The organism is Exiguobacterium sp. 8H, assembly GCF_902506255.1.
GTDB lineage: Bacteria > Bacillota > Bacilli > Exiguobacteriales > Exiguobacteriaceae > Exiguobacterium > Exiguobacterium profundum.
Window position 1 is genome coordinate 201,579 of record NZ_LR733429.1, and the last position, 21,798, is coordinate 223,376.

Annotated in this window: 17 protein-coding genes, 1 pseudogene and 1 other annotated feature (1 of these 19 cut by a window edge); of the genes and pseudogenes, 14 read left to right on the forward strand and 4 right to left on the reverse strand. The window is 50.3% G+C overall.

The window, feature by feature from the left end:
• Window positions 1-53 precede the first annotated feature (53 nt).
• Entirely contained in the window at window positions 54-593 is a 540-nt protein-coding gene (locus GVY43_RS00990; protein WP_074037482.1) for a transcription repressor NadR, read from the reverse strand.
• Window positions 571-1,701, reverse strand: coding sequence for a cysteine desulfurase family protein (locus GVY43_RS00995; RefSeq protein WP_159561993.1), 1,131 nt, complete (start codon window positions 1,699-1,701; stop codon window positions 571-573). The genes GVY43_RS00990 and GVY43_RS00995 overlap by 23 nt, the downstream gene beginning before the upstream one ends.
• A 95-nt stretch (window positions 1,702-1,796) precedes the next feature.
• On the opposite strand from GVY43_RS00995, the gene GVY43_RS01000 reads away from it, so the two are divergent.
• From GVY43_RS01000 to yajC, 8 genes are all read left to right on the forward strand, one after another.
• Window positions 1,797-3,230, forward strand: a complete 1,434-nt coding sequence (locus tag GVY43_RS01000) for an L-aspartate oxidase (RefSeq protein WP_159561994.1) — start codon at window positions 1,797-1,799, stop codon at window positions 3,228-3,230.
• Window positions 3,184-4,053 (forward strand): carboxylating nicotinate-nucleotide diphosphorylase, encoded by an 870-nt coding sequence (gene nadC, locus GVY43_RS01005; protein ID WP_159561995.1) that lies wholly within the window; start codon window positions 3,184-3,186, stop codon window positions 4,051-4,053. The genes GVY43_RS01000 and nadC overlap by 47 nt, the downstream gene beginning before the upstream one ends.
• Window positions 4,016-5,095 carry a quinolinate synthase NadA gene (nadA, locus tag GVY43_RS01010; protein ID WP_159561996.1) on the forward strand — a complete coding sequence of 360 codons (1,080 nt, stop codon included), beginning with the start codon at window positions 4,016-4,018 and terminating at the stop codon, window positions 5,093-5,095. The genes nadC and nadA overlap by 38 nt, the downstream gene beginning before the upstream one ends.
• A 93-nt stretch (window positions 5,096-5,188) precedes the next feature.
• Window positions 5,189-5,776, forward strand: a complete 588-nt coding sequence (gene ruvA / locus GVY43_RS01015) for a Holliday junction branch migration protein RuvA (protein ID WP_074037474.1) — start codon at window positions 5,189-5,191, stop codon at window positions 5,774-5,776.
• A 10-nt stretch (window positions 5,777-5,786) separates the two neighbouring features.
• The gene (ruvB, locus tag GVY43_RS01020; RefSeq protein ID WP_078146571.1) at window positions 5,787-6,788 is read left to right on the forward strand and encodes a Holliday junction branch migration DNA helicase RuvB; all 1,002 of its coding nucleotides are present in this window, start codon (window positions 5,787-5,789) and stop codon (window positions 6,786-6,788) included.
• 3 nt (window positions 6,789-6,791) lie between these two features.
• A complete protein-coding gene (gene queA, locus GVY43_RS01025; protein WP_015881168.1) occupies window positions 6,792-7,850 on the forward strand; it encodes a tRNA preQ1(34) S-adenosylmethionine ribosyltransferase-isomerase QueA in 1,059 nt (352 codons plus the stop codon).
• Entirely contained in the window at window positions 7,847-8,992 is a 1,146-nt protein-coding gene (gene tgt / locus GVY43_RS01030) for a tRNA guanosine(34) transglycosylase Tgt (protein ID WP_015881169.1), read from the forward strand. Before queA ends, tgt begins: the two co-directional genes overlap by 4 nt.
• A gap of 84 nt (window positions 8,993-9,076) precedes the next feature.
• The gene (gene yajC, locus GVY43_RS01035) at window positions 9,077-9,355 is read left to right on the forward strand and encodes a preprotein translocase subunit YajC (protein ID WP_026826452.1); all 279 of its coding nucleotides are present in this window, start codon (window positions 9,077-9,079) and stop codon (window positions 9,353-9,355) included.
• Between the two features lie 25 nt (window positions 9,356-9,380).
• Here the strand turns inward: yajC and GVY43_RS01040 are convergent, their stop codons facing one another.
• Complete coding sequence (locus GVY43_RS01040; protein WP_159561997.1) at window positions 9,381-10,532, reverse strand: NAD(P)-binding domain-containing protein; 1,152 nt, start codon at window positions 10,530-10,532, stop codon at window positions 9,381-9,383.
• A 180-nt stretch (window positions 10,533-10,712) separates the two neighbouring features.
• On the opposite strand from GVY43_RS01040, the gene GVY43_RS01045 reads away from it, so the two are divergent.
• On the forward strand, window positions 10,713-12,485 hold the full coding sequence (locus GVY43_RS01045) for a methyl-accepting chemotaxis protein (RefSeq protein WP_074037467.1): 1,773 nt from the start codon (window positions 10,713-10,715) through the stop codon (window positions 12,483-12,485).
• Between the two features lie 35 nt (window positions 12,486-12,520).
• Here the strand turns inward: GVY43_RS01045 and zupT are convergent, their stop codons facing one another.
• Window positions 12,521-13,381 carry a zinc transporter ZupT gene (gene zupT, locus GVY43_RS01050; protein WP_074037465.1) on the reverse strand — a complete coding sequence of 287 codons (861 nt, stop codon included), beginning with the start codon at window positions 13,379-13,381 and terminating at the stop codon, window positions 12,521-12,523.
• 211 nt (window positions 13,382-13,592) lie between these two features.
• Between zupT and secD the strand changes: the two are divergent.
• The 5 genes and pseudogenes from secD (at window position 13,593) to dtd (ending at window position 21,562) form a co-directional block, all read left to right on the forward strand.
• Window positions 13,593-15,810, forward strand: a pseudogene (secD, locus tag GVY43_RS16120) (protein translocase subunit SecD).
• A gap of 99 nt (window positions 15,811-15,909) precedes the next feature.
• Complete coding sequence (gene recJ / locus GVY43_RS01065) at window positions 15,910-18,204, forward strand: single-stranded-DNA-specific exonuclease RecJ (RefSeq protein ID WP_159561999.1); 2,295 nt, start codon at window positions 15,910-15,912, stop codon at window positions 18,202-18,204.
• Window position 18,205: 1 nt separating this feature from the next.
• Window positions 18,206-18,724: an adenine phosphoribosyltransferase gene (locus GVY43_RS01070; protein ID WP_074037462.1), complete on the forward strand. Its 519-nt coding sequence runs from the start codon at window positions 18,206-18,208 to the stop codon at window positions 18,722-18,724.
• 188 nt (window positions 18,725-18,912) lie between these two features.
• On the forward strand, window positions 18,913-21,102 hold the full coding sequence (locus tag GVY43_RS01075) for a bifunctional (p)ppGpp synthetase/guanosine-3',5'-bis(diphosphate) 3'-pyrophosphohydrolase (protein WP_074037461.1): 2,190 nt from the start codon (window positions 18,913-18,915) through the stop codon (window positions 21,100-21,102).
• A 16-nt stretch (window positions 21,103-21,118) separates the two neighbouring features.
• Window positions 21,119-21,562, forward strand: a complete 444-nt coding sequence (gene dtd / locus GVY43_RS01080; RefSeq protein ID WP_031421442.1) for a D-aminoacyl-tRNA deacylase — start codon at window positions 21,119-21,121, stop codon at window positions 21,560-21,562.
• Window positions 21,563-21,600: 38 nt separating this feature from the next.
• Window positions 21,601-21,798 (forward strand) — a binding site (T-box leader); it runs 37 nt beyond the window's last position.

Below are 21,798 nucleotides of genomic sequence, written 5' to 3' on the forward strand. Positions count from 1 at the left end.
ACGGACATGACTGAAAAGAAAAAGAAGAGATGTCACATATTCGTGACGTCTCTTCAATCTAATTCGGATACGAGAATCCCGAGGCGGTCCAATTCTTTCACCGCAGCATCGATTGCCTCTTTATGGTCTGATTCGAGCGTATGGATATGGAAGCCACCCGTCAACTGGGAGAGCGGGGAAGCCCCATGCGTCTTCACTCGTTCGAGGAAGGCGCGGACGTCGCGGCGACTCTTCACCATGAGTTGTCCCGTGATAGACCCGTATACAGGATGGTCGATGATGACGTCTTTGATGGTGACCCCTTCATCGACGATGGCGTTCATCTCCGTCTCCATCTCTTCTGCCGTATGACGACAGGCTACCTTTTTCGAATAGGTGGAGGGGGTGAGGTCTCCATGCAAGTAGACATACCCACGAGCGGTCGCGACGATTTGATGGCCTTTCGCTTTTAGCAACGATAGGTCTTGGACGATGACCTGACGACTGACGGATACATGTCTTGCCAGTTCAGATCCTGTGATTGGCTCATTGCTCGATTCAATCAATTGTAATAGTGTGCGACGGCGTTCTTCACCGGCTAAACGTTTGTTCATGATGTTCGACTCTCCTTGCTAAAATGACGATGGCATCGGCGAGGGCCGATGTGTCTTCGGCGGTCGTTTGCGCGCCGAAGGAAATGCGGACGAGTCCATGACAGGCGCTCGTCTCATATCCGAGTGCTTCGAGCATGCGATTTGGTCCATTTTGACCTGCTCGACATGCCGACCCAGCCGATACTTGGAACCCGAGATCGTCGAGCTCGGTCATCCACCATTGTCCGTCGCGTTGATGGGAGACGAAGGAGAAAATGGCGGGACTTTGTTCATCAAACTCGAGCCAATGGACATGCGCTGACGTCTTCTCTTTCAAGATAGCACGAAACGCCATGAAATTTCTCTGAAAACGTGTCAATTGTTCCTGACGTTCTCCGAGTGCTTTTGCAAAGGCACTGATTCCAGGAACGTCAATCGTTCCGGGACGAATCCCGTATTGATGATGCCCCGGATAGTATGGGGGAGGAATCAGACGTTCCATGTAGAGGGCGCCGACTCCTTTCGGTCCACCTACTTTGTGGGCACTGAACGAATAGGCATCGATGCCTTCGACAGAAATCGGGATTTTCCCGAGTGCCTGGATCCCGTCCACATGGAAGAGGATTTTCTTATATTTCAAGAGGCATTGGATGTGGTGGAGCGGTAACACCCAGCCTGTGTCGGAATTGACATGCTGGAGCGTGACGAGCCCGATGTCACGGTCGAGTAGGTGTGTGAATGCATCTAAATCAAACTTCCCATCCTTCAGTTTCAACCGATGAACGATTATTCCTTCCCGTTCCCACTCTTCAAGTAAGAGGGCGACCGAATCATGTTCATGCCAAGACGTGATCACCTCTTTGCCCTTCATCCGTTTACGTAAACTTGTCAGTGCGATGTAATTGCTCTCCGATCCACTCCCAGTGAATAATAATTTTCCTCGTAACATATCAAGACCGAGCGCCTGTTTGATCAAGCGTCTTGCTTCTGTCAAATAATCTTCTGCCATATAACCTTGGGTATGGAGTGATGATGGGTTCCCATAAACGTTTTTGGCCATCGCCACGTAATGGTCTAATGCTGCATGCGTCATCGGGTGTGTAGCGGCGTAGTCGAAGTAGCGGTTCATCATGGACTCCCCTTTTCTCATGTTGTCTTCTACACAAAATTATGCGAAACTAGTTTACAAGTCAACATTACATATGAAAAACAGGTGATGTACAAGTGTCTTTACACATAGAGAAAACTGACATTTTGATTATCGGAACGGGACTTGCCGCCGTCGCAACGGCTTTGCATCTATCAAAATCATTCTCCATTCTTCTCGTCTCAAAAGGTGAGATGACAGAGAGCAACTCCGATTTGGCACAAGGCGGGATTGCGAGCGCGTATCTTGAGAAATCGAGTACGGCCCATAAAGAAGACACAATGTTCGCTTCTAAAAACACATCGTGCGCTGAGCGCGTCGACATTCTCGTAGAAGAAGGGCGTCAAGCGATTGAAGAAATGGAACGATTCGGTGTCCGGTTCGATCATGAAGAGGGCGGCTATGCCCTCGGACGAGAAGGCGCACACCGATTGAATCGGATCTTTCATGTCGGTGGCGACGAGACGGGACGTCATGTCATGAGGCAATTGCGTCAGTCGATGCCTGATAACGTGAACGTATTGGAACGGGTGCTCGTGCACGATCTCATTACGAAAGACGGGAAAGTCGTCGGCGCGATGGCGTTTCGTGATGAAGTGCCCATTCGAATTGAAGCCGGCGCTGTCGTATTGGCGACAGGTGGCATCGGTGGGCTGATCAATTGGACTTCAAACGCGCGTACCGTGACCGGTGATGGTCTCGTTCTGGCAAATCGATGTGGGGCCAAGCTGACACATTTACAGCGGATCCAATTTCACCCCACCTTACTGGCGACCGAAACGCCTCACCTCGTGACCGAAGCGCTCCGGGGAGCCGGAGCGACGCTCGTTGATGACGAAGGGAATCACGTGATGGCGCATCATCCGCTCGGGAGTCTCGCGCCTCGAGATGACGTGGCACGGGTACTGACGGAACGGATGGGAACGGTCTATCTCGATACGACAAACGTGACACGTCTTCGTGAACGGTTTCCAAAACTTGCTTTGACATGTGACAAACTTAGGATTGATCCTCGCCGCATTCCAGTACGTCCAGGTCTCCATTTTCATATGGGTGGAATCGAAGTGGATGATATGGGACGGACAGGCGTTGACGGATTATATGCCGTCGGTGAAGTGGCGGATGCGGGCATACATGGAACGAATCGTTTAGCCTCGAACTCACTTTTGGAATGTTGGGTATTTGGAAAACGAGTCGCGCGGGCGGTGCGTTTGAATAGGACGGCCATGGTGACGAAGGAGACGCTGGTGTACGACATCTCACCTTTGGTGTTTCAAGCGTTCCGTGCTCAAATTGGAAGATGGTTGACGATTTCACCAAGTCTTGATGAATTGAAAGGTTTCTTACAAAATACCCAAACGTTGACCATGACGAAACACGTGACAAGACAATTAAGTGAACAAACTTTACAACTCGATGCGGCGCGTCTTCTCGCGCAAAGCATCCTCGAAATGGAGCGGTATGATGAACACGATATACCTACGCGAACAGCTACGTCAGTTCTTGATTGAAGATATCGGTTATGGGGACTTATCGAGTGCGCTGATTGATGCACAGGACGAGTCGGTCGCAACGATTGTTGCCAAAGAACAGGGCATTTTCTGTGGGAAGCCAATCGTAGAAGAGCTGGCAACTATGCAGCGGCTTGAATTGGTCTTTTGCCAAGAAGACGGGAGAGCGGTTGTCCCTGGAGACGAGCTCGTCGTCTTGAGAGGAAAGACACGCGCAATTTTAGAGACGGAGCGTGTGCTGTTGAATGTAATCCAACATGCGAGTGGAGTCGCGACGATGACAAAGCAGTGCATCGATGCGCTAGATGATGACTCGATACACGTGACCGATACACGGAAGACGACTCCGGGACTTCGGATGATTGAGAAGTACGCCGTACGTGTCGGTGGGGGATACAATCACCGTTTAAGACTCGATGACGCCGTCATGATCAAAGACAATCATATCGTCGCACTGGGTGGTGTAACGAACGCGATTCAAGTCGCGCGTGAGCGTGTCGGTCATACGACCCCGATTGAAATCGAAATCGAGTCGTTCGAACATCTGATGGAGGCGGTTCAAGCCGATCCGGACATCGTGATGCTTGATAATCGGACGCCAGATGAATTGAGGGACTGGGTCCGTCATATACCGACGCACATCAAAATTGAAGTGTCTGGTGGAATCACGCTCGACACGATTGACGATTATCGAGGCATTCGCATCGATGTCATCTCGCTCGGTCAATTGACTCATTCGGTCCGCGCGCTTGATTGCAGTTTGAATTTACAAGGAGGAATGAAAGATGCAACTACTCGGAACACTCCCACCGACGTACGCTAACCTGTCAGTGGAGGAGATGGAGACTCGGATTCAGGCGGTCAAAGATCGGCTCGGGACTCGTCTCTTTTTACCGGCCCATCATTATCAAAAAGACGAGGTCGTTCAATTCGCGGACGCGACAGGAGATTCGCTCCAGCTCGCACGACTCGCAGAACAGATGAGCGAAGCCGAATTCATCGTCTTTTGTGGTGTCCACTTCATGGCAGAGACGGCAGACATGTTGACACGGGACGACCAGATTGTCGTCTTACCTGATATGCGTGCCGGCTGTTCGATGGCAGACATGGCCGATATCGATCAGACGGAGATTGCTTGGGAAGAACTGACGGAACGATTTGGAGAGGACATCATCCCGATTACATACGTCAATTCAACAGCGGCCATCAAAGCGTTCGTTGGTCGTCACGGTGGGGCGACCGTCACATCGTCGAACGCCCATGAAATCGTCCGGTGGGCGCTTGAGGCAGGTGAACGCATCTTGTTCCTACCCGATCAGCATCTCGGGCGGAACACGGCGTTCGACCTCGGCATTCCGCTCGAGGCGATGGCTGTTTGGGATCCGCTCCGTGAAGAATTGGTCTCAGAAGGCGATGACGATCAAGTGAAAGTCATCTTATGGAAAGGACACTGTTCTGTCCATGAGAAGTTCACGGTATCGCAAATTCAGGCGTTCCGTGACCGTGAGCCGGATCGTCGCATCATCGTCCATCCGGAGTGTACGTTTGACGTCGTCCAAGCGGCAGACGAGGCGGGATCGACGTCATATATCATCGACAAGATTGATGCGAGTGCACCTGGGACGAAGTGGGCGGTCGGAACGGAGATGAACCTCGTCAACCGGTTGGCGGCAACGTACCCACATCTTGATATCGTCTCGTTGAACCCATTCATGTGTCCGTGCCTCACGATGAATCGAATCGACATGCCACATCTTCTCTGGGCGCTCGAGTCACTCGAGACGGACCCGGTGAACGTCATTCGCGTCGATCATGAGACGACAGAGTGGTCGAAACGTGCACTTGAACGAATGCTTGCACGGTAATCGCTTCAGGACAGGTAAACGCCTGTCCTTTTTTCGTGTCGCCCATTATGGTACAATAAATGCAGTTTTTCCGACCAAAAAGGAGAGTACATCGTGATTGAATTCGTAAAAGGACCCGTCGCCTATGTGTGTGCGGAATATATAACGTTAGATGTCTCGGGCGTCGGCTACAAAGTACATGTGCCTAACCCGTTTTTTTATCGTGAACAAGACGAACATGTAATCGTGTTTACGCATCATTATGTGCGTGAAGACCAACAGACGTTATACGGTTTCCGGTCACGTCGTGAGCGTGAGCTGTTCAATAAACTCCTCAGCGTGAGCGGGATCGGACCAAAGGGTGCGCTTGCCATCGTCGCGTCCGGCGATATCGACGCGTTGATCGATGCGATTGAAACTGAGAACGAGAAGTATTTGACGAAGTTCCCGGGAGTCGGCAAGAAGACGGCCAAACAGATGGCGCTCGACTTGAAAGGGAAGTTATCCGAGCTCGCACCGGATTATGTGCCGAACGAAGGGTTGTTTGCCCAAGGTGCATCTGAACTCGATGAGGCGTGTGAGGCGCTCGTCGCGCTCGGCTACTCTGAACGGGAAATCCTAAAAGTCCGCAAAGCATTGAGCGGAGAAATATTGACGACCGACGCGTACATAAAACGCGCGCTACAGCTGTTACTGAAATAAGGAGGAAGCTATGGACGAACGATTGTTGTCACAATCTCATCAGCAATATGAAGACTCTGAAGAGTGGAGCTTACGTCCGCAGCGCTTCGAGCAATATATCGGGCAAGAAAAGGCGAAAGGCAATTTGTCGGTCTTCATTCAGGCCGCTAAACTTCGTAGTGAGACGCTCGACCACGTGCTCTTATACGGTCCCCCGGGACTCGGGAAGACGACGCTCGCCCAAATCATCGCCAACGAGATGGGCGTCGGAATTAAGACGACAGCAGGACCGGCAATTGAACGACCGGGTGATTTGGCCGCAATCCTTTCGACACTCGAGCCGGGAGACGTCTTGTTCATCGACGAGATTCATCGTTTGAGCCGGACGATTGAAGAGATCCTCTATCCGGCGATGGAAGATTACTGTCTCGACATCGTCTATGGGCAAGGGGAGATGGCTCGTAGCGTCCGCATCGACCTACCACCGTTTACGCTTGTCGGGGCGACGACACGGGCCGGGATGTTGTCGGCGCCTTTACGTGACCGTTTCGGCGTCACGTTGAAGCTCGAATATTACGAAACACATGAGTTAGCGGCCATCGTCAGCCGGACGGCCCAGTTGTTCCGTCTCTCGATTTCACCGGAGGCGAGCGGTGCGATTGCGAAACGCTCACGAGGGACGCCACGAGTTGCAAACCGTCTCTTGCGTCGTGTCCGTGATTTCGCACAAGTGGCTGGTACGAAAGAAATCGATCCAGTGCTCGCATCTGATGCGCTCGACCGGCTACACGTCGATGCGCTCGGACTCGATGAAGTCGATCATCGGTTACTGAGAGCCATGGTGGAGCGGTTCGGAGGTGGACCGGTCGGGCTTGAGACGCTCGCTGCGACCATCGGTGAGGACGCTCAGACGATTGAGGATGTCTACGAGCCCTATTTATTGCAACAAGGATTCTTGCAGCGCACGCCGCGAGGACGGATGATCACACAGTTTGCCAAGTCGCATTTTGGTTATGAAGAGGAAGAGGAGTAAGGTATGCAAGACATTCAATTGAACGTAAACGATTATGATTTTGAATTGCCAGAAGAGTTGATTGCGCAAGTCCCATTGCTTGATCGGACAAGCTCACGCTTGCTCGTATTAGACCGCGAGACAGGGGACATCGAGCATCGCCATTTTCGTGACGTGCTCGATTATTTGAACGAGGGGGATGCGCTCGTCGTCAACGATTCGCGCGTCTTACCGGCACGCCTTTTTGGGGCAAAGCAAGAAACAGGCGGGAAAGTCGAACTGCTCTTGTTGAAGCAGACGGAAGATGATGTATGGGAAGCACTCGTCAAACCGGCGAAAAAAGTTCGTGTCGGCTCCATCGTTGAGTTCGGGGACGGCCTTCTCCGCGCAGAATGCGTCGAGGAGCTCCCAGAAGGTGGACGTCGTTTCAAGTTTGACTACGACGGCATCTTCTATGAGATTTTAGACGAGCTTGGAACGATGCCGCTCCCGCCGTATATTCGCGAACAACTCGATGACCAAGACCGTTATCAGACGGTCTATGCCCGTGAACGAGGCAGTGCGGCCGCTCCGACAGCCGGTCTTCATTTCACTGAGGAACTGCTTGAAGCGGCCAAAGCGAAAGGTGTCCGGTTGATCCCGCTCACACTTCACGTCGGCCTCGGGACGTTCCGTCCGGTGACGGCTGATTCTATCGAGGAACATACGATGCATAGTGAATATTTCGAGTTGTCGGCTGAATCGGCAGCTGCGCTTCGAGAGATTCGAGCGAATGGCGGTCGCATCTTTGCGGTCGGGACGACATCGACGCGCACGCTTGAGACGATCATGCGAGATCACGGGGACTTCGTCGAGTCATCGGGCTGGACGGATATCTTTATTTACCCTGGTGTTGAGTTAAAGGCAATCGATGGATTGATCACGAACTTCCATCTCCCTAAATCAACGCTCGTCATGCTCGTCTCGGCATTCGCGACGCGCGACATCATCTTACACGCTTATCGGACTGCGGTCGCAGAACGATACCGCTTCTTCAGCTTTGGAGACGCGATGCTCATCACGAGGAAGGAAGTAACAAAATGACAAAACATGCAGTCACATACGAACACATCCACACATGCAAACAGACCGGAGCGCGGCACGGAATCGTCCATACGCCGCACGGGTCGTTCGAGACACCGGTCTTCATGCCGGTCGGGACGCAAGCGAGCGTCAAAACGATGGCACCTGAACAGGTCAAGGCGATGGGTGCGAACATCATCTTGTCGAACACGTATCACCTTTGGGTTCGTCCAGGACATGAGGTCATCAAACAAGCCGGTGGACTTCATAAGTTCATGAACTGGGACGGGGCAATCCTCACAGACTCGGGTGGATTCCAAGTGTTCTCACTTGCCGACCTCCGAAATATCCAAGAGGAAGGCGTTCATTTCCGTAACCATTTGAACGGCGACAAGTTGTTCTTGTCACCGGAAAAGGCGATGGAGATTCAAAACGCGCTCGGGTCGGACATCATGATGGCATTCGATGAGTGTCCGCCTTATCCGGCGACGCATGAATACATGAAGAAGTCGGTCGAGCGGACGAGCCGTTGGGCGGAACGTTGCCTCGAGGCACACGAACGTCCAGAAGACCAAGCGCTCTTCGGCATCATCCAAGGTGGAGAATATGAGGACCTTCGTCGTCAAAGCGCCCAAGACCTCGTCTCTCTTGATTTCCCAGGATATGCGGTCGGTGGTCTCTCGGTCGGTGAACCAAAAGATGTCATGTATCGTGCCCTCGAATTCACGACGCCGCTCATGCCAGAGAACAAACCACGTTATTTGATGGGTGTTGGCTCACCGGATGCGTTGATTGAAGGGTCGATTCGCGGAATCGACATGTTCGACTGCGTTCTGCCGACTCGCATCGCACGAAACGGAACGCTCATGACGTCGAAAGGTCGCGTCACGATCAAACAAGCGAAATATAAGACGGACTTTGGTCCAATCGATGAGAAGTGTGACTGCAATACGTGTAAGAACTACTCGCGTGCGTACGTCCACCACTTGATTCGTGCGGATGAGATGTTTGGTCTTCACTTGTGTACGACACATAATCTTCACTTCCTCGTGAAGTTGATGGAGCAGGTTCGTCAAGCGATTCGCGAAGACCGCTTGCTCGATTTCAAAGAAGAGTTCTTCGAAGAATACGGCTACAACAAGCCGAATGCGAAGAATTTCTAAAGAAACGTGTCGGACATTGTGTGACAATGCTTCAGTTTCACGGTATAATGAACCTGATATTGAAGGAAAGGGTGAATGTTACTCATGGAAACACTCGTTGCGTTATTACCAATGATCTTGATTTTCGTCGTATTTTACTTCCTTTTGATTCGTCCACAGACGAAACGCCAAAAAGAAGTACAATCGATGCAAAACGCCCTCGAGCGTGGCGACAGCGTTGTCACAATCGGCGGTTTACACGGCGTCGTTCATCAAATCGAAGACACACATGTCGTTTTGAAATGCGATCAATCGCTTCTCCGTTTCAACCGAAGCGCAGTTGCGGAAGTCGTGAAAAAAGCGAATGCCTCATTTGAGGAATAAGCAAGTAAGCGTCTGACCATCATGGTCAGACGCTTTTTTGTGTGGCTAGAAGTTGGGGGAGAATTCTACGAGCGGCCTCTTGTCCACCATAGATGGCTCTTGAGAACGGGCCGATGATCAAATCGGCGTAAGGACCGGTCAAGTAAAGTCCAGGCGTCCATTCAAGATGCTCATTCAGGACAGGGGTGCCACATGGGGTGAGAGGTAGGTTGAATTGTTCGATCAAGGGCTGAAGAAATGTCTCTTTCACAGGATGAGGTCTGATTCCCGTACAACAGACGACTTCTTTTCCGGCAAGTTGTTCACCGTTCACAAATAGCGAACCACTGTCCCGCTCGACTTCTCCGATGATGTGCGTCACAGCGTTCATCTGTATGAGGCGCTTCACTTTTAAGACGAGATCGTTCGGAGCAGATCCCGGTTTTCGTTCACGGGCGATGAATGATCGTTTTGTCGTCCAGTCTTGTTTTAGACGATGGAAGTCATCTAATCCTTTCGGTCCCATGAACTGTCGATCGGCGTCAAATTGACTCACTTCGAGCGGACGTCTCGTCACAAGGGTGACACGGTGACCTTGATTGGCACGCTTCACGACATAGTGAAGTGCTGTGATGCCACCGCCGACGACAGTCACTTGATCCGATTCATCCGATTGATCTTTTTCGAACACGTGTCGACATTGTTTGTCAGCCCATTCAGGTAACACGACATTTTCCGATTGACCGATCGCGACAATGACCGAGTTCGCGATAATGAGGCGATGATTTGTTCGGGCATGATAGTGTGCGCCATCTTTGCGGAGCGTCATCACCTGTTCATTTCCGAGGAACCGCTCATCAAGGCGATATACGTTCCATGACGATTCGGCATGGTCGTTGAACAGTTCGAGCGATGGACGTCCGAACGTATCTTTGAAATGATTGGAACGATAGGCATAGCGCGAGGCGAACTGTTTCAACGCATGGGGATTCGAAGAAACGTGATGCACTCGGGTCGAACGTAGGTGCGACATAGAGATGGATGAAGTTTGTTGTTTCCAGTTCGATAACGGGTCAGTGAGACGGTCGACAATAATCAAATCCTCCAAGCACCCGCCTTGTTCCATATATGAGATGGCGAGGGTCATTCCGTGTACACCAGCACCAATGATTAATAACTTCGTATTTTCCACAATCATAGAGAATCCTTTCAAAACGTAATTATTACGATTTAAAGTATACAAAGATGACTTCTTTTTGTCAAAACGAATCCGATTCAAAATTTATCCACCTCATTTCGAAAAATCGATTTGATTAATGAAAACGTTTGCACTAATCTCAAGTTGAGAAGAAATCCGAGATGAAGGAGAACGAATGACATGGACGTGAAACGATTGCTTAACCAGATGAAGAAGTGGAAAGGATGGAGCATAAAACGAAGTGGTACGAAACAGAGAGGACGCTCATCGCTGAGACGACGTATGTCCATCGCGCTCATTCCGACGATCATTGCGCTCGTCATTGTCGGCGCGCTCGGATCTTATCAATTGAGACAATCGACTGCCGCCTATGACCGGGTCCTCAGTGAAGGCACGCAGGAAATGCTGCTTGCAGAGAATCTATCATTAGCGGTGACGGATGCCGAACGCTACTTGAACTACTATATGCTTGTAGCCAATCCGAAGACGCTCATCAGTCTCCAGGGAGTTCAAGAACAACGAGACGAATTGATGGCTTCACTCAAGGCATCTTCTTCAGATGAGAAGATATTGTCTTGGTTGGGAGATTTGGAGAAATTTAACGAGCTATTAGACCGTGAGATGAATCGTGCCGTCGAACTTCGTCAACAACAAGACGAAATCGGCTTCAAAACCGTTCTCAACACGAGTGTGACACCGACGACGGATCGGGTACGCATGACCGTGACCGACCTTGTCGAATACAAAGGGGAGCTCCTCGAGTCTGAGACGAAAGCGGTACAAGCAGATGCAGAAAGTTCAATCCTTTGGATGCTCATCATCAGTGTTGGTGGTGTCGTGATCGGGATTCTTTCCTTACTTGCGCTACAACGGCTTTTCCTAAAACCGATCAATCGACTCGGTCGTCAAGCACGCATCATGGCAGAAGGGGATTTGACTGGAGAAGATATCGAGGTCGCCTCAAACGATGAACTAGGAGACCTGGTTACGGCGTTCAATGAAATGAAGCATAATCTGGTCGGCTTGATTCGTCGGGTTGGTGAAGCGTCGGACAAAGTGACTGCATATTCTGAAGAACTTTACGCAAGCACAGACCATGTCGCGACAACGACCCAAGGCGTGTCCCGGTTGTTCGAAGAGATGAACGTGGCTGCGCAAGGATCCTCGAAGCGAGCAGAAGAAGGGACGATTGGCGTCAATCAAGCGGTGGATGGATTGAATCAAATCGCTGCGGCCTCACAAGGTGTGAATGAGCAGACGATACATACACTTGAGGCGGCGAACGGTGGACTTGAGACCGTTCAATTGGCAGAGAAACGGATGCAAGAAATTCGCCGTGCCAACGAGCTCACTCAACAGATGGTGAACCGTCTATCGAACCAATCGCTTGAAATCGAGAAAATCACCCGTTCGATCACGGCGATCACGGAACAGACGAACTTACTTGCCTTAAACGCGGCGATTGAAGCAGCACGTGCGGGTGAGCACGGAAAAGGGTTTGCCGTCGTCGCGGCTGAAGTCCGGAAACTCGCCGAGGAATCGAAACAATCCGCCATTCAAATCCAGACCGTCGTCCGCGACATTCAACGTGACACGGAGCAAGTCGAATCGGCGTTCGAAGAATCGAGCGTACATGTGGAGAATGGGGTATCGCAAATGGGAGAAGTGGCCGAGGCGTTCCGTGAGATCGTATCGGTCATCGAAGAGACGTCCCGTCAAATGAGTGAGATTGCGGCAGCAACAGAAGAAGTGAGCGCCAATACGACTGAAGTTGCCGTCTCTGTTGAAGATATGTCGACAAACGCCGTCTCGACACAGCGAAGCGTCGAAGAAGCCGGTGCGAACGTCGAAGAACAGCTTGCCGCCATTCAAGAAATCAACGGCATCGCTGAAACGATGAGTCACATGTCGTCTGAATTAAAAGATGTCGTCCATGTGTTTAAAACGACATAACAAATGCCCTGACGCGCGCGTCAGGGCATTGTTCGTTACATTAATAGGATTAGACTTGTCGCCATGACGATCATACCAGCAACCATTCCATACATTGAATGATGGGCGTGTCCGTATTCACGGGCGGCAGGGAGCAATTCGTCAAGCGAGATGAAGACCATGATGCCACCGACCGCCGCGAACAAGAGTCCGAAGACGGTGTCGCTCAAGAACGGCATGAGTAACAAGAATCCGATGGCCGCTCCAGCTGGCTCGGCAAGCCCTGACAACATCGAAAGCTTGAACGCCTTCTTCCGTGAGCCCGTCGCATAATAAATCGGGACGGAGACGGCAATCCCTTCCGGAATGTTGTGTAGGGCGATGGCGATGGCGATAGCTAAGCCGACGGCCGGGTCATCTAATGCCGAGACGAACGTCGCAAGTCCTTCTGGGAAGTTGTGAATCCCGATGGCGAGTGCCATGAAAATCCCCATTTTTTTAAGTCGATTTTGTACCTCTGGATGATTGATTGGAGCCGCTTCATTTGTCGTCGTCGTTGCGAGTTCATGTGTTGTCGGGTCATTCTGCATCGACTCGACAAACTTGACTTCGTGTGGATTCTCCATTTTCGGAATGAACTTATCGATCATGCCAATCAAGAACATCCCACCGAAGAATGCGAGGACGGTGTAGATTGTACCCGTATATTCTCCGTGTGCGCCGACGAGTTCCTCGAGCGCTTTCGGGAAAATCTCGATGAACGACACGTAAATCATGACGCCTCCGGAAAATCCAAGCGAGATGGAGAGGAATGCCGTGTTCGTCCGTTTCGCAAAGAATGCGATCATACTACCGATTCCGGTAGCTAGACCAGCGAATAGAGTAAGGAGAAAGGCATAAATAACTGTGCTGTCCATATGGAAAGACTCCTTTGATGTTTTGATGTTAGCTACATCATACATGAAGTTTTGCCCATGCGCAACATTTAGTCTTATATGCAAACTCAGTCGGACAATCCGTGAAGGTCGTTACAATTTTAGGAAAATGATTGATAAATGTTTAGAAAATTTGTAATGTTAACGAGAGAAGTTTTTATCAAGAACAGTGGTTTAGAAAGGAAATAGTCGTATGTACAAAAAAGGCAACATTGCGATTTTTGCGATCATCATGATTGCGACAATCCTGCTCGCAGTGTTCACGACACCATGGGTCGTCAAGAACACGAACCTCGGACTCGACTTAAAAGGTGGATTCGAAGTTTTGTATGAAGTACAACCGCTCGAAGATGGCGACGTCATCGACGAGTCGGCGATGAATGCAACCGTTCGCGCCATCAATAACCGAATCAACGTCCTCGGAGTTTCCGAACCGGACGTTCGAATCGAAGAAAACAATCGCATCCGTGTCCAGCTCGCGGGCGTATCGAACCAAAACGAAGCGCGCGAGGTTCTCTCGTCAACGGCACAATTGACATTCCGTGACGTGAACGACAACGTCTTGCTCGATGGGAAAGACTTGGCGCCGCGTGGGGCAGCGCTCAGCTACAACCAACAAGGACAACCGGTCGTTGAGCTGACACTCCAATCGGCCGACAAGTTTGGCGAAGTGACATCTGAGATTGCACAACGTCCAGCTCCTGAGAACCGTCTGGTCATCTGGCTCGACTATGAAGAGGGCGACACATATGAAGAAGAAGTTCAAAAAGAGAACTCGAAAATTGTGTCAGATGCTTCGGTAACGAGTCCAATCTTATCGGATAAAGCCATCATCTCAGGTGGTGGAATTGACGCGGAAAGCGGTCAACGCCTTGCGGACATCTTGAACGCAGGGGCGCTCCCGGTCAAACTAGATGAGATTTACTCGACATCCGTATCGGCCCAGTTCGGTCAAGATGCTTTAGAAGAAACGGTATTTGCCGCAACAATCGGAATCATCGCCGTATTCCTCTTCATGTTGTTCTTCTATCGTCTCCCAGGACTCGTATCGATCATCACGCTTGTTCTGTACATCAACTTGATCATGTTGTTCTTTAACGGAATCAATGCGGTATTGACGCTTCCAGGGATTGCAGCACTCGTCCTCGGGGTCGGTATGGCAGTCGATGCGAACATCATTACCGCGGAACGAATCAAAGACGAACTCCGCTCTGGAAAATCGGTCTTATCGGCATTCCGTGCAGGTAACCGTCGTTCCCTCAGTACGATCATCGATGCCAACTTGACGACGCTCATCTCGGCTGCGGTCTTGTTCTATTTCGGACAAAGCTCGGTCAAAGGATTTGCTGTCATGCTCATGATCTCAATCGGGATGACGTTCATCTCGAACGTATTCATCTCACGTTATTTGATGCACCTCCTTGTCTCAAGTCGTCTGTTCGACAAACGCAAAGGATGGTTTGGTGTGAAGGAGAGTGAAATCCGTGAACTTTAAGCTTACTGAATGGAATTACGTGAAACATATGCGCACGATGTTCTTGGTTTCGACGGCAATCGTCGTTCTCGGAATCGGTCTCTTGTTCTTCCGTGGGTTGAACCTCGGAATCGACTTTGCTTCAGGGACACGCGTCGAAGTCTTGACGGAAGAACGCGTATCGCAAGAGGAATTCACGCAAGCGTTCAACGATGCCGGTGTCGACCAAGAGATTTCAAGCGTCCAATATGCAGATGAAGGTCGCTTGGCATATGTCACATTCGTCGGTCAATTAGGGCAAGAGGAAGTCGCGAACGTCAAAACGGCGTTCACCGAACAGTTCGGGAACGACCCGAATATCAGCACCGTCTCGGCTCAAGTTGGTCGTGACTTGGCGAAAAATGCTTTGTATGCGGTAGCCGTCGCCTCAATCGGGATCATTCTCTACATCACGGTCCGTTTCCAATTCTCATACGCGGTCGCGACCGTGGTTGCCATGCTCCACGATGCCTTCTTCATGATTGTCGCGTTCTCGTTATTTGGGATCGAGGTCAACTTGTACTTTATCGCCGCGATCTTGACCATCATCGGTTACTCGGTCAACGATACGATCGTTACGTTCGACCGGGTCCGTGAGAACATCACGTCGTATGAAAAGGAACGAAAAATCAAGTCGATGGACGTCTATGAGTCAATCATCAACAAGTCGATTCAAGAGACGATCGTCCGGTCCGTGAATACGGTCATTACGGTACTCGTCACAGCCATCGCCTTGTATGCGTTCGGTGCCGAGTCGATTCGCAGCTTCTCGCTCGCGCTCATCGTCGGACTTTTCATGGGGATGTATTCTTCGATTTTCATTGCATCGTATTTATGGCTCCTCATCAAACGGACGACAATCAACAAGAAAAAAGATACGCCGGTCACAGAGGCGTAACAAGTGGGTCTCCCTTCAATCGGGAGACCTTTTTAAATGTCAAGACGGCACATCTTTCACGCGGTCTGCTATAATCTACAATTGATTGGAGTGAAGGACATGTACCATTCGAAAAAACAGTGGCTCTATCCGGAAACAAATCCGGACGACGTCACGCGTTTACAAAACGAATTAAATATATCAGCACAACTGGCGACGTTGCTCGTTCAGCGTGGTCATCAAGACGTAGAAGCGGCCAAGGCATTCTTGTATGCCGAGGATGAACTCGTTTTTCATGACCCGTATTTGTTTGAACAGATGGAGAAAGTCGTCACCCGCATCAAACAGGCAGCAGACGACGGGGAAATGGTGCTCATCTATGGTGACTATGATGTCGACGGGGTCAGTGCCTCATCTGTCATGTGGCATGCGTTGACCGAAATTGGTGTCATGGCCGAGTGTTATATCCCGAACCGTTTCACTGAAGGTTATGGACCGAACAAAGAAGCGTTCCAATGGGCAGCGAACGAAGGCTTCACCTTGGTCGTCACGGTGGACTGTGGAATTTCCGGGATTGAAGAAGCCACACTCTTAAAAGACCTTGGCGTCGATTTGATCATCACAGACCACCACGAGCCGAAAGAGACATTGCCGGACGCCTATGCAATCATTCATCCACATATCGACCCGGGATATCCATACGATAAACTCGCCGGTGCGGGAGTCGCTCTCAAAGTGGCGCACGCCGTTTTAGGGAGAATGCCGGAAGAACTTCTTGATTTGGCCGTCCTCGGAACGATTGCCGACCTCGTCCCACTCGACGGAGAGAATCGGTTGCTCGCGAAGAAGGGGATTGTCGCGCTCGAGGCTTCAAAACGTCCAGGTATTTTAGCATTACGTGAAGTATGTGGTCTCGGTGACAGCGTATTGAACGAAGAGTCGGTCGGTTTCGCGTTCGGTCCACGCATCAATGCCGCAGGTCGACTCGATTCAGCGATGCCGGCATTACAAATGCTCCTGGCTGAACATGTCGAGGAAGCGCTCGAGCTCGCAAAACAGCTCGATAAGCAAAACAAAGAACGTCAAGACATCGTCAAGACAATCGCTGCTGAAGCGAAAGAACTCGTCGAAGCATCGATGACCGAGGACCGTGTACTCGTCGTGGCAAGTGAGAAGTGGAATCCTGGAGTTGTCGGGATTGTCGCATCTCGTCTCGTCGAGGCGTACTATCGTCCAGTCATCCTCCTTTGCCACGACCCTGAGACGGGTAAGGCGAAAGGATCGGGTCGTTCGATTGAAGGGTTTGATCTCTTCAAGGAACTTTCGAAGAATGAAGATATTTTGCCACACTTTGGTGGGCACCCCGCTGCCGCCGGGATGACCCTTCAGTCGGAACATGTCGCCGAACTACGAGAGCGGCTGAACCGTCAAGCGGATTCTATCCCTGATGACGTGTTTGTGCCACGGGTGAACGTCGACTTGAAACTCTCCGTCAACGACGTCTCGCTCGACTTGATCTCAGAAATCGGAAAGCTCGCGCCGTTTGGTATGGGGAACCCATCCCCTCGTGTCGTCGTCGCAGATGCGAAACTGCGAGATATTCGCCAAATCGGACGGGATGCCACGCATTTGAAAGTACAGCTCGCCGGAGACAAGCGTGAGCTCGATGGCATCGGATTTGGATTCGGGCACGTCGTTTCAGAGATTTCAAAGATGGCTCATATCTCGGTGATGGGAAGTCTTCAAGTCAACGAATGGAACGGAATGCGTAAACCGCAGCTCATGATTCAAGATTTACGGGTCGATGACTTCCAAGTGTTTGACTATCGTGGGAAGAAAAAATCAATGCAAGAGTTGAAAGATTTGCCGAAAGAACAGACGTCATTTTTATCTTTCCAAGGGACGAACGAAGATTTTCCACTCCATGAAGGAGATGAACCGCTCAACCGTTTCGTCGTTCTGCTCGATCTTCCGGACGATGAAGAGGTGCTCGCAGAAAAACTTCATGAGGGGATTGAACGCATTTATTGTGCCTTCGGTCAAGGAGACTCGTTCTTTGAACGTCTTCCGTCCCGTGAGGATTTCCGAACGTATTATGTCCATATGGCAACATGCGAACGGAAAAATCTACGTGAAAACCTGATTCGTCTGTCAAAAGAGCGAAAATGGTCAAAAAATACGATTCAATTTATGCATCAAGTATTCTCTGAACTCGAATTTCTTGTTACAATGGAAGACGGACTGCCTGGAGTCAATCCAGAAGCACCGAAACGCGATTTGACCGAGGCGCCGTGCTATCAACGCCGGATTGGGCGCCAACAACTCGAAGAGCGTTTCGTATACGCGTCATTGGCGGAGCTCAAAGAGCGGTTACAATCGTTGCGATCGAACAAGATGCAGGAGGCATACACATAAAATGGATTTCAAACAGCATATTAAAGAAGTAGCAGATTACCCGAAGGAAGGAATCAGCTTCAAAGATATCACGTCACTCATGCAAGATGGCGAAGTCTACAAGAAAGCAGTAGATGAGCTCGTCGTTTATGCACGTGAACGTGGAGCGGAGTTGATCGCTGGTCCGGAAGCACGCGGATTCGTCGTCGGTTGCCCGGCAGCGTATGCGCTCGAACTCGGGTTTGTACCAGTACGTAAAGAAGGAAAGTTACCACGTGAGACAGTACGAGTTTCATACGGTCTTGAGTATGGAACGGACATTTTAACGATGCACAAAGATTCAATCAAACCTGGACAACAAGTCGTCATCTTGGATGACTTGCTCGCAACAGGTGGTACGATTGAAGCAACGATTAAAATGATTGAACAACTCGGTGGTGTTGTGGCAGGAATCGGGTTCTTGATCGAACTCGACGGACTTGGTGGACGTGAGCGTCTTGAAGGATACGACGTGTTCTCACTCATCCGCTACGAAGACTAATTTGAACGGGAAGCGATATGCTTCCCGTTTTTGAATAGTTTTTAAGGAAAATAACCTACAACCTTTGACAGGTCGTCAGATTTTTTCGATAATGGTTATAAAAATCACAGAATCTTGAATACAAACTACTACCATGCTGCGACGAATCCGAGGCGATTGGAGCGGTTAGAAAAAGGGTGTCGAATGTTATGACCAAAAAACAAATCGTAAGTATTGAGGATCTTCTCGACGCGCTCGGGGAGTATATGGGTGACGACGATATAGCCGAAGTGAAACGCGCTTACGAATACGCAAAACTTCATCATACCGGTCAGTTCCGACGTTCGGGCGAGCCCTATATTCTCCATCCGGTCCAAGTGGCCGGCATTCTCGTTGATATCGGCTTAGACGCCACAACGATTATTGGAGCGCTCTTGCATGATGTTGTCGAAGATACGGATGTTTCGTTACAGCAATTGACGGACGATTTTGGTCCAGACGTGGCCATGCTCGTCGATGGCGTCACGAAACTTGGTAAGATTAAATATAAATCGAAAAAAGAAGAACTTGCTGAAAACCACCGGAAGATGATTATCGCCATGGCAGAAGACGTGCGCGTGATCTTGATCAAACTTGCGGACCGGCTCCACAATATGCGGACACTGCAGCATATGCCGAAAGAGAAACAAGTCCAAAAAGCGGAAGAGACGCTTGAAATCTTTGCGCCTCTCGCACACCGGATGGGGATTTCGACAATCAAGTGGGAGCTCGAGGATATTTCGTTACGTTATATCAACCCACAGCAATACTATAAGATCGTCTCGATGATGAAACAGAAACGGACGGAACGGGAAGCACTCGTCACCTCTGTCATCACGGAAGTGAACGGGGTTCTTGAGGAAGTGCATATCGATGCCGACGTGAACGGTCGACCGAAACATATCTATTCCATCTACAATAAGATGGTGAAGCATAAAAAAGAGTTCAATGAAATTTACGATTTGATGGCGGTCCGCATTATCGTCGATTCGATTCGTGATTGTTATGCGGTACTCGGGATCATCCACACCCAGTACAAGCCGATGCCGGGACGTTTCAAAGATTATATCGCTATGCCGAAACCGAACATGTATCAGTCGCTCCATACGACAGTGATTGGACCGAAAGGTGAGCCGCTCGAAGTCCAAATTCGGACGAAAGACATGCATTTCATCGCTGAGTTCGGGATTGCGGCACACTGGGCGTATAAAGAAGGGAAAAACGTCTCGACGAACGGATTCGACGAGAAGATCGCCCATCTTCGTGAGATTCTTGAACTTCAAAAGGATACGACGGATGCCGAGGAATTCATGGAATCCCTCAAAGTCGATTTCTTTAGCGACATGCTGTACGTCTTCACACCAAAAGGAGACGTATTCGAGTTGCCGAAGGGCTCAGTCCCGATTGACTATGCGTACCGGATTCATACGGAGATCGGGCACCGGATGACGGGTGCGAAAGTGAACGGCCGGATGGTACCGCTCGACTACAAACTCGAGACTGGAGACATCATCGAAATCATCACGTCGAAGCATAGTTACGGACCGAGTAAGGATTGGTTGAAGCTCGCTGTTTCAAGCCAGGCGAAGAACAAGATTCGTCAATGGTTCAAACGTCAGCAACGTGAAGAAAACGTCGAGAAAGGGAAAGATCTCGTCGAAGCAGAAATTAAGAAACTTGGTTTTGAACCGAAAGAGATTATCGATGAACCTGCACTCAGTATCGTCGTCGAGAAGTTCAACTTCGGGAACGAGGAAGAGATGTACGCCGCTGTCGGTTATCAAGGCATCACTGCAGCACAAGTCGCACATAAGTTGACGGAGAAGCAGCGGAAAGAACCGAAACTCGAACTGTCGGAAGCCATCAGCGAATTGAAAGTCAGTCAGGCACCGAAGAAGAAAACGACGGAAGCGGGCGTGACGGTCAAAGGCATCGACAACATGCTCGTTCGCATGAGCCGTTGTTGTAACCCGGTACCGGGGGATGAAATCGTCGGATACATCACCCGTGGACGCGGTGTCTCAATTCACCGGAAAGACTGCTTGAACATTGTCAACGAACAACACCCAGAGCGTCTCCTTGACGTCGAATGGGAAGTCGGACAAGCGAAAGAGAAGAACTATAACGTCGACATCGAAATCACAGGATATGATCGCTCAGGTCTCTTAAACGACGTCCTTCAAGCAGTATCGGCGACGAATACGAATATCGTGGCCGTCAGTGGTCGGGGCGACCAAAACAAACAGGCCCGCATCTCGATGACCATCTCGATTCCGAACGTGAACCATTTGCAGAAAGTCGTCGAGCGCATCAAACAAATCTCAGACGTGTATTCGGTCAGCCGAGTCATGATGACGTGACGAAAGGAAGAGGAACGTGCGTGTATTATTGCAACGAGTGAAAGAAGCATCAGTCACAGTCGAGGAAGAAGTCGTCGGAGCAATCAACGCCGGGTACTTGCTTCTCGTCGGTGTGACACATGAAGATACAGAAGAGGAAGTGAACTGGCTCGCCGACAAGGTGACCGGACTTCGCGTCTTCGAGGACGATCAAGAAAAGATGAACTTATCGATTCAAGACGTGTCCGGACAAATTTTATCTGTCTCTCAGTTCACTTTATATGGAGACACGATGAAAGGGCGGCGACCTGCTTTTACAAAGGCCGCAAAACCGGATATGGCCGAGACGCTTTATGAAAAATTCAATGAGCGACTCCGGTCGAATGGGCTCGTCGTAGAGACGGGACGCTTCGGAGCGATGATGGACGTCGCCCTCGTCAATGACGGACCGGTCACACTCATGCTCGAAAAAAACGCTTGACAGATGCCGGCTTGATTCGGCATCATGAAGCATATAGTCAAACACCTAAGATAAAGAAGAGTACGGTCAACCCACCAGCAAAGAGAGCGATGCCTTGGCTGAAAGCATCGACTGGATGATGACCCGAACGACACTTTGGAGGTGCTCCCTTGAAAGCGAGTAGGGGGAGCCGTTTCATCGGGCGTTAACCGATTTCGAGTGGCAGAGTTTCAAGTGATGGCTCTGCAACGAGGGTG